A 16,497-nucleotide genomic window follows, 5' to 3' on the forward strand; every position below is an offset into this window, starting at 1 on the left:
AACGGATGCTTTTGTTAAACATATTCACAATTCAATTTGTTTATACGGCAATCCGTGGCTGCACTAATGCTCCATCTCGAGAAGTTAAATTTACTAATCATCTTACCGGCATAAAGACATGAAAAGCGTTAAAGACAGTCTGCTGAATCGTCGCAGTATCCGTCGCTATGAGCGTGAGGCGGTGACCGACGAACAGATGCAGCTTATTTACGAGGCTATACGCAACACACCTACAAGTTATAACGGACAGCAGTTTTCGGTAATTGATATTACCGATCAGGCTGTCAAGGAACAGATCTATGCTCTGACCAATCAGAAGCAGATTAAGACTTGTTCGCATTTTTTGCTTTTTATGATCGACTATCATAAAATCCGTCTCATCAGCGAGGCAAAAAATATCGACATGCCTGAATTCGAACATACGGCCGACGGACTCATTGTCGGAGTGGTTGACGCCACACTGGCCATGATGGGTGCGGTGACGATGGCTGAGTCGCTCGGCCTCGGGACATGTCCCATCGGCTATGCGCGCACAGTTGCTCCTGAGGCGCTGTCGTCGATGATGAAGCTGCCCGACAAGACTTTCATCGTCTGTGGGCTTGCAATCGGTGTCCCGCGTGAAATGCCTGACCTCAAGCCTAAGCAGCCTCTGTCGCTCGTGATTCACAAGGACCACTATCGTCAGGACGATGATGCTATGCTTGACGAGCTTGAGGAATATGACGCTACTGTCAGCAACTACAATCAGACACGCGAAGGTGCAAAGACCGACAACGACTGGGCCTCGCATATCGTGGGCTACTATCGCGAAGCGATGCAATACCGCATGCTCCGTGCCCTCCAGCGTCGCGGTTTTGACCCTGTCCGGTGATTCGCGGTAAGGTATCACCGATTGACAAGCGCCCCTGACCACAGAATATTTCCGTGGTCAGGGGTGTTTGACGCTTGGCGGATTTTACTTTTATTTTCCTTCGAGAACCGAAATTTTGGCGCGGGTGTTTTTGATGCGTTCGGACGCGAGCTCCTTGACAAGCCGTCGGGCCTCAGTGCGCGGGACGGCGACGAGGGCTGAATGGTCGCGCAGCGCTATGCGTCCTATCTGTGACGCGTCAAGGCCTCCTTTGGCGATGAGGAAGCCGACGATGTCGCCACGCGAGATTTTTTCTTTTTTCCCGACGTTGAAATAGAGGGTTGCGGTCGACGATACGATCGGACGGTCGGTCGTGCCCTGAGGCACATAGTCTCTGTCCCATTCCACGTAGTCGGGGATATTCTCTCCCTCGGCGGTGATTACATATATCTCACCCTTTGCATCCTGACGCGCGGTGCGGCCGTTGCGGTGGGTCCATGCCTCGGCCGACGGGGGAAGGTGGTAGTGGACCACGGCCGACAGTTCGGCTATGTCGAGACCGCGCGAGCCGAGGTCGGTCGAGACGAGTATCGGGGTAGTCCCGTTGTTGAGCAGTTCGACGGCGTTTTCGCGTTCGTTCTGTTCGAGACCTCCGTGGTAGAGTCCCGCGGGAAGTCCGGCTTTGCGCAGGGCGGCATGGATGCGCTCCACACTCTCGCGGTGGTTGGCGAAGACGATGACACGCCCGTCGGGGAGCGAGTGGAGAAGGTCGATGAGTGTGTCGAGCTTGTCGCGCGACGGCGACGGGATGTGGACAATCTGCATCTGTTTTCTCGGCGATGCCGAACCGCTGCAGTCGATAAGCTCCGTGCGGGTGCTTTTGGGCAGATAGTCGGGCAGCTCGGCGAGCACCGTCGCTGAGGTCAGGATGACAAACGACACCGATGTGAGTTTACGGCACACGCGTTTCATCTCGTCGGCAAACCCGAGTTCAAGAGCCTTGTCATATTCGTCGAGCACGAGTGTGCGCACTGTCGCGAGGTCGAGATTTCCGCGTTTGATATGGTCGAGCAGACGGCCGGGAGTGGCCACGATGATGTCGGGGGTGACGGCCAGAGAGTTTGTCTCCTCCTGCATCGAGTGTCCTCCATAGAAGGCCACGGTCTTGAATCCTGATGCAATCGGGCGGATCACCTCATAGATTTGCACCACAAGTTCGCGCGAGGGAGCAATCACGACTGCCCTCGTTTTGCCGTCGGGAGCGCCGAGGCTTTTGAGCAGCGGGATTGCAAATGCCAGTGTCTTGCCCGAGCCTGTCGGGGCGATGAGTGTGACAGTGCCTTTTGTCTGCAGGCCGGTCATGCGTCGCTGCATCTCGTTGAGCTCGCCTATGGCAAGGCGCGAGGCTATGTTTGCGAGTATTTCTTTTTCTTTCATTTGAATAGGTCGTTGTTGGCTACGTCATCGCTGTCGTCCACATCGTGGACATATTCGGGGCTGAGGTGGTCGATGTCGAGAAGTCCGTCGGGGAGCTCGACTTCAATCCGCTGGATGACTTTGGCCTTGTTGCTGTTCTGCTGCGAGGCGAGAGTGCCTGATTTGGCATGGGTGACGAGACCGGAGTAAATCTGGAGTATGTTTTTGCCGTAGCGTGGATTCATGGCCCATCGGCCTGCGAGTTTTTCCCATGTCGGGGCGCATCCGCGCTTGACATAGGTGAAACGCGGGTCGATTATGTCTTCGCCGTCAGGCAGACTGCCTGAACAGGCATAGGCATAGAGATGTTGCATCATGGCTGTGACTCCTTCCTCGATGTCGCGGAACTTGCAGCCCTTGTCGCCACGTTTCTTCACTCCGAGCCCGCAATAGTTGTGGGCGTTGGGTTTCACGGCAGTCCCGTTGTCAAATCTGAACCAGCCGGTCTCGATTATAGCCTGACAGAGAGCGATATCGCCACGGATACCGTAGCGTTCGCCGACGCTGTAGAACGCTTCGGCGACTTCACGCTCGAATTTGGGATTATGGCGGCGCACGTAGTCATACATCAGTTCGACATCTATCTCTGCTTTCCCGAAAATAGGGGTTTTGGCTGCGGACAGAAGTGGCAGGAGCATGAACAGGAGCGGAAATAAAATACGGTGCATAGATGGTCTGGAGTGGTATAAAAATAATAGTAAACGTGAATTTGACACTATTATTAACGCGCAAGTTAGCAAAAATCCTCCAAACTATGAAATTTTGGGAAAAATTCATTAAATTTTACATTCCGCACGGCCATTTTTAGGCATGACGGATTCATTCGGGCTGACATCGGCACGTGGCGGGCACGGGTCAGATAAAAAAGCAGCCGTCCGTTCCCTGTCGAGGGAGCGGGCGGCTGCATAAGTCGCTGTCGCGGGCAGCAAAAAAGGTTTGCAGGCGGTTGCTTATTCTTCGCTTTCGGTGATGAAGCCTTTGAACTGGTAGAGGAGATTGAAACTCATCCCGATGCCGTCGGAGAGTCCGATTTCATAGCCGGAGAGCTTTTTCTTGATGCTGACAATCTTTGCGCCGTTGCCGTTTTTGCTCACATAGTTGCGTATGGTCTTGGGGACGAGGCCTTCGGGCACTGCGCGCTTCTTGCAGTCGACCGACTGCCATTTGCCTGCATTTGAAAACTCGATTCTTGTCCCGTTGAGAAGTGTGACGTCATAGTCGGTCTTTTTGAGCAGGTGGCGGTCAACTTTAATCAGGTTTACGGTCGCTTTCGGGAAATACTCGTCGAGCATTTCGCGCGCCGCTTCGGGAAGGTCTTCGCGTTTGAATGTGTACTTGTCGAAAATCGAGGCATGCGCCATGCCTGCTGTCAGTGTGACGACGAGCAGCAAGGTCAGAAGTTTCTTCATAAGTCTTTTGAAAAATGTGTGTGTTTCTGATAGTTTCTGTATGATACGTCTATATCAACGTCCGGTCAGGGGGCTTTATTGTGGCCAGACCGGCGATTTTAGAAGTATTAATGTTTGGACCGGGAGGTTTTGAAGTGAGGCGTAAATGATTTATCTTTGCATGCTCCTTCAATTCAGAGCCATATCCAATTCAAAATCTTCGCTGAGATTTTAACTAATGTTATTTGACATCCTCTAACTGACATTCCAGACTATGAAATATTTCTTCTCGGCCGGAGAGGCATCCGGCGACCTGCATGCAGCTCAGGTGATAAAGGAGCTTCTGAAGCTCGACCCCGGGGCTGACATCTGTTTTCTCGGCGGCGACCGCATGGCGGCCGCTTCGGGGCGCGCTCCTCTCATCCATTTCAGCCGCATGGCTTTCATGGGTTTCATCGACGTGGCAAGACATCTGCCCGAGGTGCTCGGCAATCTTTCGACGGCTAAGGAGGCCATACGCGCCCAGCGCCCCGATGCGGTGGTGCTCGTCGACTATCCCGGTTTCAATCTCAAGCTCGCCAAGTATGCCAAGTCGCTTGGCATAAAGGTCTACTACTACATCGCGCCCAAGCTCTGGGCATGGAAGTCATATCGCATCAAGCAGATCCGACGCTATGTCGACGAGGTGTTCTCGATTCTTCCATTCGAGCCCGCATGGTTTTCCGAGCGCGGTGTCGGCGTGACCTATGTCGGCAATCCTTCGGTTGAGGAGGTCGAGGAGGCGATCAGGGCATTGCCGTCGCGCGATGAATTCTTGGCCGCCCACGGGCTCGACGACCGTCCGCTGCTTGCGCTCGTGCCCGGAAGCAGGGTGGGGGAGATCAAGGCCAATCTGCCGGTGATGGACGCTGTGGCGCGCCGTCATCCCGGCTTGCAGGCCGTGGTGGCCGGTGCGCCCTCGCTCAGCCGTGAGTTCTATGCGCGGTTCACTGATTTCCCGGTGGTCGACGGGGCTACGCTCGGGCTGATGGCCAATTCGCGTGTGGCGATGGTGACTTCGGGCACTGCGGCGCTCGAGTGTGCGCTTGCCGGATGTCCGCAGGTGGTCTGCTACAGGGCGGTGGGCTGGAAGTGGGCCCACGACATCTTCCTTCACATTCTTAAAATCCCCTATGCCTCGCTTCCCAATCTCATCGGCGGACGGATTGACCGCCGGACGCGCGACGAGGTCAACCGCGAGGCGGTCAGGACAGGCGTGAGGGGATGCGTCGTGCCTGAAATGCTCGTCCACAACTGCACTCCCGACATGGTCGACCGTCAGCTCACTCCGCTCGTCGGCGACACTCCCGAACGCCGTGCGCAGCTCGACGGCTATGACCGTGTGCGCGGCATACTCCACACCGACAGCTCTGCGGCGGCCAATGTCGCCGAGCGCATCTACCGCTCGCTTGGCGGACGCTGAGCCGGGGTGATGTCGGTATAGAACCAAACAATCATCCGCCACGGATGCCGGAGGGGAAATGCGTCCCCGCGACATCCGTGGCGGATGATTGTTTGTCGATGCCCTTGTTGACGGCCGGATTATCAGAGCCAGATCGGGGCAACGTATTTTGCAAGGAGATAGCCGCCTCCGATGAGCCAGAGGTCGAGCACGAATGCGAGCACGAACGGCTTTGCGCCTGCCTTCTTGAACTTGTCGATGCTGGTCTCAGCGCCGAGTGCGGCCATAGCCATTGTCAGCAGGAAGGTGTCGAAATAGTTGATTGCGTCGACGAGCGCTGCCGGAAGAAGGTTGAACGAGTTGAAGCCGATGACCACGAGGAAGCCCACTGCAAACCAAGGAATGTTGACCTTGCCCTTTTCGCCTGCCTCGCCTGTCTGAGCGCCACGGCGCGAAACCCATATGCCGAGCACGATGAGCACCGGGACGAGCAGCATCACGCGGATCATCTTGACGATAATGGCTACGTTTGACACCTCTGTGCCCATAGCGTTGCCTGCGCCAACAGCGTGGGCCACTTCATGGAGGGTCGAGCCTGAATAGATGCCCATCTCCTGAGGTGTGAGGTCGACCCAGCCCGAACGGTAGGCCACGGGATAGAGAAACATCGAGATTGTGCCGAAAATCACAACCGTTGCCACTGCGACAGCGGTCTTGTAGGGCTGTGTGCGGATGGCCGATTCTGCGCCGAGCACGGCTGCCGCACCGCAGATGCCGCTGCCTATCGAGGTCAGAAGCGCTGTGTCGCGGTCCATTTTGAGCATGCGTCCGATCCAGATACCGCCGAGGATGGTGGTGACGACGATGATGGCGTCGATGACGATGCCCGACACGCCGACGTTGACAACGTCCTGAAACGTCAGGCGGAAGCCGTAGAGGATGATGCCGAGGCGCAACACTTTCTTAGAACAGAACTGGATGCCGGGGACCCACGTCTCGGGCAGGTTGTTGCGGAGCGAGTTGGCGTAGAGCATACCGAGGATGATACCGATGATCATCGGGCTGAACGACAGCTCTTTGAAAAACTGGGCTTCGCCGATGTAGAAGGCTGCACACGCAAAGAGTGCTATGAGAAGTATGCCATGGATCATGCTGACACGCTTTTCTGTAAACTTTGGCATAGTTAAGAAGAATTGAAAGATTTTTAATTATTGAAAAAGTATAAAAGTTTTCTTGTAGATTGACTGAGTCCGGCTGTGCAACGCCATACGGACACGATGATTATAAAGGATTATATATTTGCTTGTGTGTCTGACTGACGGCTTATCGGGCAAGCGGTCGCCACATAGTATCGATATAATTCTCTAATGTATGTCGGAGAGACGAGAGTCGATGTATATGAAAAAGAATGAGTAAAGATAATTTCCGAAGAAATTAATAATTACTCATTCTCCTCTCTCCTCAGCGGTATGGACGGGACTCGAACCCGCGACCCCCTGCGTGACAGGCAGGTATTCTAACCAGCTGAACTACCACACCAAGTTTTACACGTGAGATATGCTCGACGGCAGCTGCGCTTCTACTCTTATGGGCGATAGTGATTACTGCCGTTTTGCTTGTGCAAAGTTAAGTGAGTTTTCTGAAATATCCAAATTTTTTCAGAGAAATGTTTAAAATCAAAGTTTTTTAGCTGCAAATCCCGGCTATTCTTTGGGAACGCAGGATGTATTGAAACTGCTAATCAGTTTCAATACATCTTACAAAGCAGGCGTCTGAAAAATAAGTACTACTCCATACGTTTGAATTATATATGGCTTTGAAATCGAATGTAGAATAATTGATATCCCAACATGGTTTATTATATACGGAAGGATTGGTTGTTACATCATCTACTTTACTTTTATTGAACCAATAGATTGCTCCGAAAGAACGGAATACATCTAAAAATAACGGAGCAGAATAGAGTCCATTTGTATAGTCCGCTGTCTTTGCATCAAAATAACCCCATCTGGCAGATGAGCTATATCTGAGGACTCCGCTATAACCACCTGTATAGCTTTTTCTATGTCCATAGCCGGATGAACCAATTGGGAAAAAGAGATTTTTACCGGTACGTATATCATATACAAAACATCCTCTCATTCCATATGCTTGTTGATCCTTGTTATAAACCTTATATCCATAGGCTTCTTCAATAGTATTTGCAGTTTCTTTTGCCTCGTCGCCATATAAAACACCATATCCGTTTTTTATCGGAAATGACTCGATTTTATCCTCATCTTCTGTATTAGGAACTAACTTGATGTAGTCCTCATAGGTTGCAATTCGTAGTTTTTTATTATTTGGTAGTTTATTTGTTGGAGGGGTAAATTCCGTGGTATATGGATTATCAGAAGTTAAATCACTCCACTTTATATTATCTTTATTGCCATCGACTGATGTTGTACTCAAATTTGTTCCGGCATTACCGATAAAATCATTAGGCGTTATTCTTGTCCAAGGAGACTTGTTGTTTACGTTGCTTTCTGATTTTATACCATTCCAGTTATTGAATCTAAATAATGACCCTTCATCAAGAGGATTATCTGCAAGTGTGTTTTGATTCACACAATTTACAGTACACCATTTACGTCCGTCACCAAACGTATCGTCCGCCTCATATCCCTGACGGACGAAAATAAGGTGATAACAGGAGCAATAATTGTATTCTACTCGTATAATTGCATATCTTGGTTTGCCAGATGTGTTAGGACCTGAAAAATTAACCGTGAAATCAATCTCAGACTGGTCAGTACCTTCAATTGATTTACGAGTCATGATTTCTTTATTAAATTCAAATGTTGTTGTTGCGGTCGTTGTGCCTGCTGCTCCCTTAAGAGAGACAAATCCGCTTTCTCCTGTCGCATTATCCGCTTGTGTATCACGAATTACGTAGGCACGCCAAGCACCGTCGCTTGTAAGATTTATGAAATTCTCACTATTCTCGCTTTCGAGTACTTTCAATACGACATGAAAAGGTTTTGGATTCGTGTTACTACGCCAAATTCCTTTAGGATTGATTAGTCGTCTCACTTGCTTTATCAGTACGTCCTTTTTTGACTCGTCGGTAATTTGTCCCATCTCGTCTACGTCGCTTTTGAGGACAGTGCCGTCATCAAGGGTGACTTCTACATGGACGATTGCATGACGATAGTATGAGTTATAAGGGTTATTACCTGTATAGGCTGTTTCCGCTATAAGCTGGCGAGCTCGCGTCCAGATAGGTAATTTAACAAAATAGGTACGGTCTACGCGCTCGACAAACAACTTGTTATTTGCCATAGCGTCGTAGAGTGGAATAGTGCTGATTTTAACATCGTCTCCTTCGTAAACACGATGGCTGAGGTCTGCTTTCTCGCTTAAGTAATGAGCTTTATTGGATTCAACAGTCCAAGGTGGTGTGCCGGTGAGGGCAAGGAGATTCTTAGGTTTCGTTAGTGACAAGAAGCCATTCCATGGAAAAGCTTCGGGATTGTTAACATTCGAAGACGATACATAAAAATAATATTCGCCATTTGCATTTGGCTGGTCGCTTCCTGAATAACCGATGGTCTCATCTTTTACTTCTGCCGGTCCCCAGCCATTGGATTTTATAGTAGCTTCTACTTTTTTGATGGTACGCGCTTCATCGACCTCGAATTCAATAGGTATCATGGTCGTTTGTCCATACAGATATGATATGTAGAAGGGGTGAGGGAAGCGCAATACATTGTCTGGGCCTTTCCTGTAGTCAATATGCCAGTCTACGTCATTAGCCCAGCCATTGAATTTAAGTGTTAGTTGGTAGTGATGATTGCGTTCTACATTATAATCAAGATGCGTGTCCATGCCAAGCATGAAACGATAAGTGATTTCGCCTGATTGCTCAACAGGGTCGTTGGAGTCATAATGAGCCTTGACCTCGATGTATGAACCATATTTTTTAGCATCTTTCCATGCTATATTGGTCGGGTCTACACCGTCAGGGTATGAAACTATGTGGTCATCCTTGTGTTTTTGGTTGACCTGCTGATATTTGTCGGATGGAGTTCCTTCTACCCCCATGCCTTGTTTGTTCTCAAATAGATAGAATGCGTTGGTGGTTTCCGAATGAAGAGCTTTAAGTTTGGTGTCGGCATCATCATTGCTGTTCACTATATCCTGATTGTAGCCATTAATTGGATGGTCTTTTGATATGTATCCAATCCAGTCCTCAGTGTAGGAATCTCCACTTCCATAAATCATAACCTGTCCATTCTTGATAAGTTCTATTTCCTTTTCAGCTTCGGCCGGGCTGTCAGCTCCGAGATAGCAATATTTCGGTATGTCTTTTATGGCGACGGATTTGATAAAGATTTTAACTCCTTCCTTCAGGTTTCTGCCGTCGAATGCGACTGTCACTTTCGACGCCGCGCGTTTTATCCATGCGTGGAGTTTGACGCTTTTCTGATTGATGACTATTTCTGGCGCTTCGAATCCTGTGCTTGCATTATTTGCGGAAAAGTAGCCAAACATCTGATTGTTGGCAGCTACTTTTTCCTCATTCCATACAAGCTCGAATTTCTTCAGCGTTTCGATATTTTTAACAATCTCGTCGGTCAACAGTCCCTTATCCACATTGGCCACCGCATAGACATGATATTTTCCATAGGAAAGCTTAGGGATTTTGACTGTGGCTTTCCTTGTCGTTGTCTCTGCGCGGTTAGTATCATTATAGTCATCAGGCCTCTCTTTCGATTCGGTCGTTAGTGGCTCATCATAATAGAAATGATTGACGTATTCATTTTTTTCATTATAGAAAACGATACACAGATTCTCTATTTCCTTTATCGCATCGCCGGGTGTTCCGCCGGTGACCGAACGGCTCAAAGATGGGTAGAGCGGAGTGAAAGTCACCTCGGCGGTGACTTCGGCCTCGCCTTCGCCGATATACGAAGGGTCGTAGAGGGGATCTTCCGCGCAGGCTACGGCTGCGAGGGCAATGACGAGGGTGAGTAATATGTTGTAGATCTTCGATTTCATCGTGATAATGGATACGTCCTGTTACTATTATATAATATATATAGGTGGTGGATATGTCTGGGGTGGTGGATGTCGTGGAGGCTCGGGGCATCATTCGCGGTCGATGCCGAAATCGGGATTGAGCCATACGCCGGTGTAGGGCACAAGCTCGACCGTAGCCTCGTTTTTGATTAAGTTGATATTGATTTTTACGTGCGTGTTTCTCGGAAGAATCGGCAGATTGCCGAGCGCAAGTTCCTCGGAAGTCGCAACTACTGTCTGGTCGCCGAACTTCGTATGAAGAACCAGTTCGACGGAGTAGGGCGTGCCGTTGGCAACGGGCTCTCCATTGAAAGGCAGACCGAACTTGCTTTCACAGAAATATATAACCGGGGCGATTTCTGTTTGCTTTTTTTTCAGTTCAAAGCCGTTTTCATCCTTGAAGTTGAATGTAAACGGCGAGTGTTTGGCATCTTCGGGAATTTCATATTCGGTAATGAACCGGCCCGAGATGTCAGGGTCAATATCGGAGTTGCCGGTGTCTGACGGATTTTTGATGCCGTCGGTTTTGCCGGAGTTGTTGCTCTGATGGAATGTTGGTTTCTCCGGTTTGTACTCGGTGTTTCGGGGAAGCAGATACTCCTTGTCGGCGAGGCTGTTGAAAGTCAGCGATTTGAGGTAGAGACCTTCGTTGTCTTCTGCCGTGATGTTGAAACTGAACTTCACCGCAGCTCGGGTGATGAAAAACGGGCCGACCTTCTGCTCGCGCAGTTCGGGCGTTTCGGGCATCTCGATGTAGACATCCTCATAGACCTCCGCCATAGGGATATATGTTTTCGTCGCCGCTTCGGTGCGGTTGTCGTAGAGTATGCCGCCGGCTGCGTGAATCTCGATGTCCTCTATAGTGCCTGCCACATAGGGGTCATCGGGGGTGAGGTCGCTCAGATTGACCGCTGTCTCCCCCTCGGGACGGTTGGAGTTGATGCCCTCCTCGTTGGCTATTATATATATGGTTTTGTTCTCGCCTCCGTGAACCGTGATGTTCATATCGTCGTAGCGGACCACTCCGTTATCGTTGAAGGTAAAGAAGCGGTTGTGCTCGATGATTTTTTTATATGGATTGCCGTCGTTGTCGAGAATTGGTTTTCCGTCCTTGTCCTTGACGGGATTGCCTTGGAAATCAGTGCCGGGACGGAGGATTATGATGCGGAGAGTGTGGATTTTTTCATATTGTGAATCTTCCCGTTCAAAGTAATTGTCTTTGTCGGGGTCGATGACGATGGCTCTCGATTCGGACTGGCTGACGGCATCGGGGGCTACTACTGAAAATGCCAGATTGACCATTTTTTCGGCGGGTATGGGGTCAGGAGTGGCGGCGTTGCGGTCGCCGTCACACGAAATCCCTGCCAGGCCAGCAATGAGGCAAAGGGCTATATGTCCAAATCGTTTAAGCGTCATAAGTCTGCGTTGTTGATGCGCACCACCCATCCGTTGATGGTGATATGGGTTGAAATCCAGTAGCCGTTCTGGAGAAACAGAACCATGTTCCATGTGTTCTCGCGGTCGAGAAATTCCTGAGAACCCATCCATGCATACTGGTCGCTCTTGAGGAGCAGGAGCACGTTGATGAGCGGAAGCGAGAGCACTTTCGAACCGTCGCGGGCGTTGGTGATTTCGAGGCGCGACTCGTGGTTGGCTATGAGGCGCGAGATGCTGAACTCGGCATAGGCTACCTCGAATTCCTGCTCGGTGTCGGGGTCGATTCCGGCAATCTGCTGTCCGCGTGCCCACGGGCTGTAGGAGGTGACGGAGGTGGGGATAATGTTGTTTTGCCAGTCGAAAAGAGTGTTGTCGGCGGTGATTGAGAAGTTGAAATCGCGGTTGTCGACAGAGGTGTTGTTGACGTTCTGGAGGACAACGCGGATGTTGTTGGTGTCTCTCATCATTTCGACTGTGGCTTCGGTGTAGTCGGTCGACTCTTCGGGGACAGTCACTTCGAGCGCCCCGTAGAAAAGATTGTGGAGCTGTGTCCCGACGGGCGATGTGATGAGCCCGGGGTTGAGGCTGACGCCTACGTTCTCGATCGGGAGCGATGCGTCGGGGGTGGCGGTGAAACCAAACGTGGCTTCATCGCAGGCCATGCCTCCGTAGGCGAGGAGGCGGTAAGATCCGGCAGGGAGGTCGAGCTGCATGCGCCAGTTCTCGTCGGAGAGCAGCGCGGCGCTTGACTCGGTGCGGGTTTCGATATATTTTCCGTCTTTGTCGTAAACAAGGAGCGTCAGGCAGTCGACCTGTGAGGGGAATGCGTTGGCAAACTCCATGTTGTAGTCATAGACGAAACGCAACCGCAGTCCCTCGTCGCAGGGGTCGAGATCGTTGTAGATGATCGCGTCGCACGATGAAAGGGAAACCATACCGGCGACGGCAAGCGCCGCCGGTATGATAGATGAGATGATATTTCGTCCAAACAGTTTCATTGCTGTTTTTTGAAGGATTACTCTTAAAAATGATTCGTCAGTGGATTCCGATTAGAATTCGATGTCATTGACACGAACAACCCAAGGAAGGACTTGAGCAGTAACTGTGAGATAAACATCTTCCTTTTCATCAGGAGTTCCGGGAGTGGGTTTGTCGGGGTCGTTTTCAGAAATGCGCGGGTGACCTAACTGGCTGAGCTTAGTTACAGCAAGTTTGTAGACATTGTTGCGGACTACAGCAAACTCCATCGGGCCCATCACACCATTGTTGAGGTTGTCATTGTGACGATTCCAGTAATAGTAGTAGCAATAGTAACCCCAGCCAAGATCCTTGTCTTTGCTTCTCTGATAAATGGTTATATTCGCATCGGTGACAGCTTTCTTAAATGCGTTTTTAAATTCATTGTTAGCATCTGCTGGCTTTTTGGCGTCATTCCATTTATTCCATGCATCGTTTGCACAACCAACTTCTTCTGCAAGTGTGTCGGTATATTTGATAGAAACACCTTCTTGAGTGACATTGCCTGTCTGGCTGTCTACAACATTATATTTAAAATCTACACTTCCAAAACCGCCTGTTCCGAATACAGCAACGTAAAGGCTGTTGCTGCGGTTGATTGATATAGGCTCCCAGTGTCCTCCATCGGTCTCACCTTCAACAGCGACCCATTTGAATCCCGGAATAGCAGCTTTGATAGCGGCTTCGCGTATTTTTGTCCATGAAAGATAAAGATTGCCTGCAAAAAGGTAAAGAATAGGTGCACGATATGAATCGCCAAAAGACTCATCTTCATTATTTATTGCATCAGCAAGTTCTTTGATATCAGCATCGGTAGAGTTAACTGCTGCGTCTGGTGCAACCATTTTACCCTTGAATACAACACCTGTAGAGATTGCATTTATCTGTGATTCAACAGGACCTGCAATTGTGTTTTCGGTTACATAACGCCAGATACGATAATCCCCGAGTTTATTACCATTATTCCAAGAGTCATTGTTGTCTTCAATTCCTTTTAAGACAGTTTCACAAGATACTGTTCCCCATCGATCCTCATTGCCATTATTGTCGATTGTACCATCTGATTTGAAGAATGGGTAGTGTAAACCTTCGCTGTAGTCAAAAGTGGTGGGGATGGGATTGATATTTGTTGCTGCAATTACAGATTGCTTCCATGTATAATCAGCGTCGACAACATAATTTCCCTTCTTTGTGATTTCTCCACTTCCAATTGCATACCAAGGTAGTTCTGGCTTACAAATCTCTGCATTGGTCTGCTTTCCATCTTCTGAGACATGACGAAGGAAGTAATAGCTCTTGTTCATGTTTATAAGAGCCATTTTTTCAAGCTGAATGTTTACAATTGCAGTTTTTTTATCGCCGTCGGTGGTGTATACTACTTCATATGTGCGGTTTCCGATACCATTGTATCCATCTTTGTCATTACATCCATTTCCTCCAATAGAGCCGTCTTTGAAGTCAAAACGAGCGACAGCACGTTCCACCTTTACAGCACCGCGATCAGTTGTTCCATTGTCAATGTTTACATCTCCGTTTGTGCCTGAGAGATCGAAAGGCTTGCTCTTGGATGTATAGAAATTCCAATCTTGAAGAGTATGAGGAATCTCGCGTGTGGCTATGAGCGCATTTGACATGAGGAATGAGTTTTTAGCCCAGATAGCTTCGTCTGCTGCTATAGTAGCATGGCCAATCTTATTAATCCAGTCATTGCTGCCGGAGGCAATTCCAGCAACAGTATTTTCTCCTTCTGTATGTCCAAATACTATATTCGAAAGTTCGTTAGTGGGATTACAGAACAAGAAAATATTGGCTTCTGTTTTATGGTTCGGCTTGTTATAATAATTGCTGAGTTGTGTCTTGGTGAACTGTGAAACAGCTTGGTAAGTCAACTTGTCTGCTGTTAAAGCACGCAGGTCTGTTTTTGTAATCTGTGCTGCTGCTATAAAGTTATTTGTTTCTGCTTCAGCAAGTATAATAATGGCTTTTTCGACTATATTTTCATAGTCTTTACCATATTCTACTCCAGAATTACTTGTGCTACCGTTGTCGCCCGGATTACCAGTTTGGCTACGGGAGCTTTTTGCATTGGGCAGGTCAATGTCGATGGTGAAATACACACCGTCTTGAGTTTCAGTTCCGGGACCATTCGGGCTGTCTGGTCCGTCGCTGAGTTTGTCGTCGGAACAAGCTCCGAGCATCATGGCAGCAATAGCAGCCATGCTGAGGAATTTAAATTTTCTCATTTTGTGACAAATTTTGGTTGTTTAATATATTAATGTGTTGAATAAATTCGGTGAATGCGTTGTGTGTCTGTTACTTAGACGAAGGTTTGATGAGATATGTCACGGGGTGATATGTGTTAAGCTTGCTGATCTGATTGATGAGCGTGTCGCAACCGTCCATGCCTGCGTCGGCTGCTGCCTTGAACCGCTTGACGGCCTCGTTGTAGTCCGAGCGCTTGGCAGCGAGGATTCCGCGTGCGTAGTGGGCTTCGGGAGTGTTGCCGGCTTTGAGCAGGTGGCTCTGCGCCTCGTCAAGCTCACCGCGCTTCATGTCGTTGTTGGCAGCGTTGAGGTTGAGCATCGGGTCGTCGGGGTAGACCTCGACGGCAGTCTCGAAAACCTTGCAATATTCGTCAGAGCCTTCGGGATAGGTCTGCGCGAGGGTGTAGAAGTCGACGTTGCGCAGGCGAGTCGGGTCGGTCTCGAAAGCGTGGCGGATTTCGGCGATGTCAGTATAGGTCTTGATGGCATATTCGACAGTGTAGTCCGAGTGGCGCAGCCAAGGATAGATTTGCTTGAGGATGACGGCATAGTCCTTGGGAAAGCGTACCTTGATTTCGCGGTCGCGGGCATCGTAGCCGAGCGGGCCGTCGACAATGTCGATGATTTCACGACGGTGTTCAATCGGGTAGTCGAGCGAGTCGGTCAGATAGTTGCGGAGACCGGCCCAGTCCTCGGGGTCGTAGCTCGAAGTGACCACGGTGTCGGGGAAGTGGTAGAGGTCGCGGACGTGACGGCGGAGGGTCTCGGTACGGCCCTTTGCAAGACGCACGTTGTTGTCATACGGACCTTCGGGCGATGCGAAACCCTTGATGTGGACGTGGGTTATGGTCGCATCCTTGTCGTCTTTGACATACTGGATAGAGTTGTAGATTTTGCGCAGCTCCTGAGGGTTGATCATGTAGTCGGGCTCAAGCTCGGTGCGGTTGACGATGAAGGTGATGAAGGCCGATCCGCTGAGCGACTTGATGACAGGGCCTGCGTCGACCGGCGGAGCGTAGACGAAGGCTGGTTCGAAAGCGGGGCGGGTCACGTCGATCTGCGCGAGGGGAATGTTGCCCGAGGGCGACGGGCCTGTGAGGCGGTCGGGGGCGTCGCAGCAGTTGGCTGATTCGGCGCGCATCTCGACAGTCGAGCGCTCCATCCAAGGGGCGAAGGTGACTTCGCGTGTGTAGACGGCGTGGGCGTTCTTCTTGCCTGCGCGGTAGATGGGTTTCAGAGGGTCTTCAAGCTCGCCGTCGCGGAGGTAGTGAAACCAGCGGTTGCGTCCGGCGATGACTATCGGTTCGAGCGCGAGGCTGTCGGACAGATTGTCGGCCACGATGACGGGTGTGAATATGATTTCGCGTTCGGAATTGACGCTGTATTTCTCGATGTCGAGGTCGATGTCGATTTTGAGTTTTCCGGCCGCTTCGTCGACGGCGACGTTTATGTCATAGAGCTTTATGTCGGTGCTGTCGGCAGTCGACTTGAATGCCATGACGGCAGGAGTCGCTAAGGCGAGGGCGGCAAGTATGCTTGCAATCCGTTTCATGGTTCGCATGT

At 50.1% G+C, this 16,497-nt stretch carries 11 protein-coding genes and 1 tRNA gene; 2 read left to right on the top strand and 10 right to left on the bottom strand.

Features of this window, described 5'->3' with window-relative positions; genetic code table 11:
- The first annotated feature begins 118 nt into the window (after positions 1–118).
- Positions 119–871, top strand: coding sequence for a nitroreductase family protein (locus QZ311_RS09100; protein WP_297066924.1), 753 nt, complete (start codon positions 119–121; stop codon positions 869–871).
- A gap of 90 nt (positions 872–961) precedes the next feature.
- Here QZ311_RS09100 and QZ311_RS09105 read toward each other — a convergent pair whose 3' ends face one another.
- The 3 genes from QZ311_RS09105 to QZ311_RS09115 all read right to left on the bottom strand — a co-directional run bounded on the left by QZ311_RS09105 (position 962) and on the right by QZ311_RS09115 (position 3,735).
- Positions 962–2,287: a DEAD/DEAH box helicase gene (locus tag QZ311_RS09105; RefSeq protein ID WP_297066926.1), complete on the bottom strand. Its 1,326-nt coding sequence runs from the start codon at positions 2,285–2,287 to the stop codon at positions 962–964.
- On the bottom strand, positions 2,284–2,994 hold the full coding sequence (locus QZ311_RS09110) for a glucosaminidase domain-containing protein (protein WP_297066928.1): 711 nt from the start codon (positions 2,992–2,994) through the stop codon (positions 2,284–2,286). The genes QZ311_RS09105 and QZ311_RS09110 overlap by 4 nt, the downstream gene beginning before the upstream one ends.
- Before the next feature lie 282 nt (positions 2,995–3,276).
- The gene (locus QZ311_RS09115; protein WP_297066930.1) at positions 3,277–3,735 is read right to left on the bottom strand and encodes a PepSY-like domain-containing protein; all 459 of its coding nucleotides are present in this window, start codon (positions 3,733–3,735) and stop codon (positions 3,277–3,279) included.
- A 253-nt stretch (positions 3,736–3,988) separates the two neighbouring features.
- Between QZ311_RS09115 and QZ311_RS09120 the strand changes: the two genes are divergently transcribed.
- Complete coding sequence (locus tag QZ311_RS09120; RefSeq protein ID WP_297066932.1) at positions 3,989–5,176, top strand: lipid-A-disaccharide synthase; 1,188 nt, start codon at positions 3,989–3,991, stop codon at positions 5,174–5,176.
- Between the two features lie 122 nt (positions 5,177–5,298).
- Here the strand turns inward: QZ311_RS09120 and QZ311_RS09125 are convergent, their stop codons facing one another.
- The 7 genes from QZ311_RS09125 to QZ311_RS09155 form a co-directional block, all read right to left on the bottom strand.
- The gene (locus QZ311_RS09125) at positions 5,299–6,306 is read right to left on the bottom strand and encodes a YeiH family protein (protein ID WP_297066962.1); all 1,008 of its coding nucleotides are present in this window, start codon (positions 6,304–6,306) and stop codon (positions 5,299–5,301) included.
- Positions 6,307–6,620: 314 nt separating this feature from the next.
- A tRNA-Asp gene (locus QZ311_RS09130) sits at positions 6,621–6,694 on the bottom strand.
- Positions 6,695–6,892: 198 nt separating this feature from the next.
- Positions 6,893–10,195 carry a hypothetical protein gene (locus QZ311_RS09135; RefSeq protein WP_297066934.1) on the bottom strand — a complete coding sequence of 1,101 codons (3,303 nt, stop codon included), beginning with the start codon at positions 10,193–10,195 and terminating at the stop codon, positions 6,893–6,895.
- A 90-nt stretch (positions 10,196–10,285) separates the two neighbouring features.
- Positions 10,286–11,632 (bottom strand): hypothetical protein, encoded by a 1,347-nt coding sequence (locus QZ311_RS09140; protein ID WP_297066936.1) that lies wholly within the window; start codon positions 11,630–11,632, stop codon positions 10,286–10,288.
- Entirely contained in the window at positions 11,629–12,651 is a 1,023-nt protein-coding gene (locus QZ311_RS09145) for a FimB/Mfa2 family fimbrial subunit (protein ID WP_297066939.1), read from the bottom strand. The genes QZ311_RS09140 and QZ311_RS09145 overlap by 4 nt, the downstream gene beginning before the upstream one ends.
- 51 nt (positions 12,652–12,702) lie before the next feature.
- A complete protein-coding gene (locus tag QZ311_RS09150) occupies positions 12,703–14,913 on the bottom strand; it encodes an Mfa1 family fimbria major subunit (RefSeq protein WP_297066940.1) in 2,211 nt (736 codons plus the stop codon).
- Positions 14,914–14,983: 70 nt separating this feature from the next.
- Complete coding sequence (locus QZ311_RS09155) at positions 14,984–16,486, bottom strand: DUF3868 domain-containing protein (protein WP_297066941.1); 1,503 nt, start codon at positions 16,484–16,486, stop codon at positions 14,984–14,986.
- Between the last annotated feature and the right edge of the window lie 11 nt (positions 16,487–16,497).

Source organism: uncultured Duncaniella sp., assembly GCF_910578445.1.
In the GTDB taxonomy this organism is placed as follows: domain Bacteria; phylum Bacteroidota; class Bacteroidia; order Bacteroidales; family Muribaculaceae; genus Duncaniella.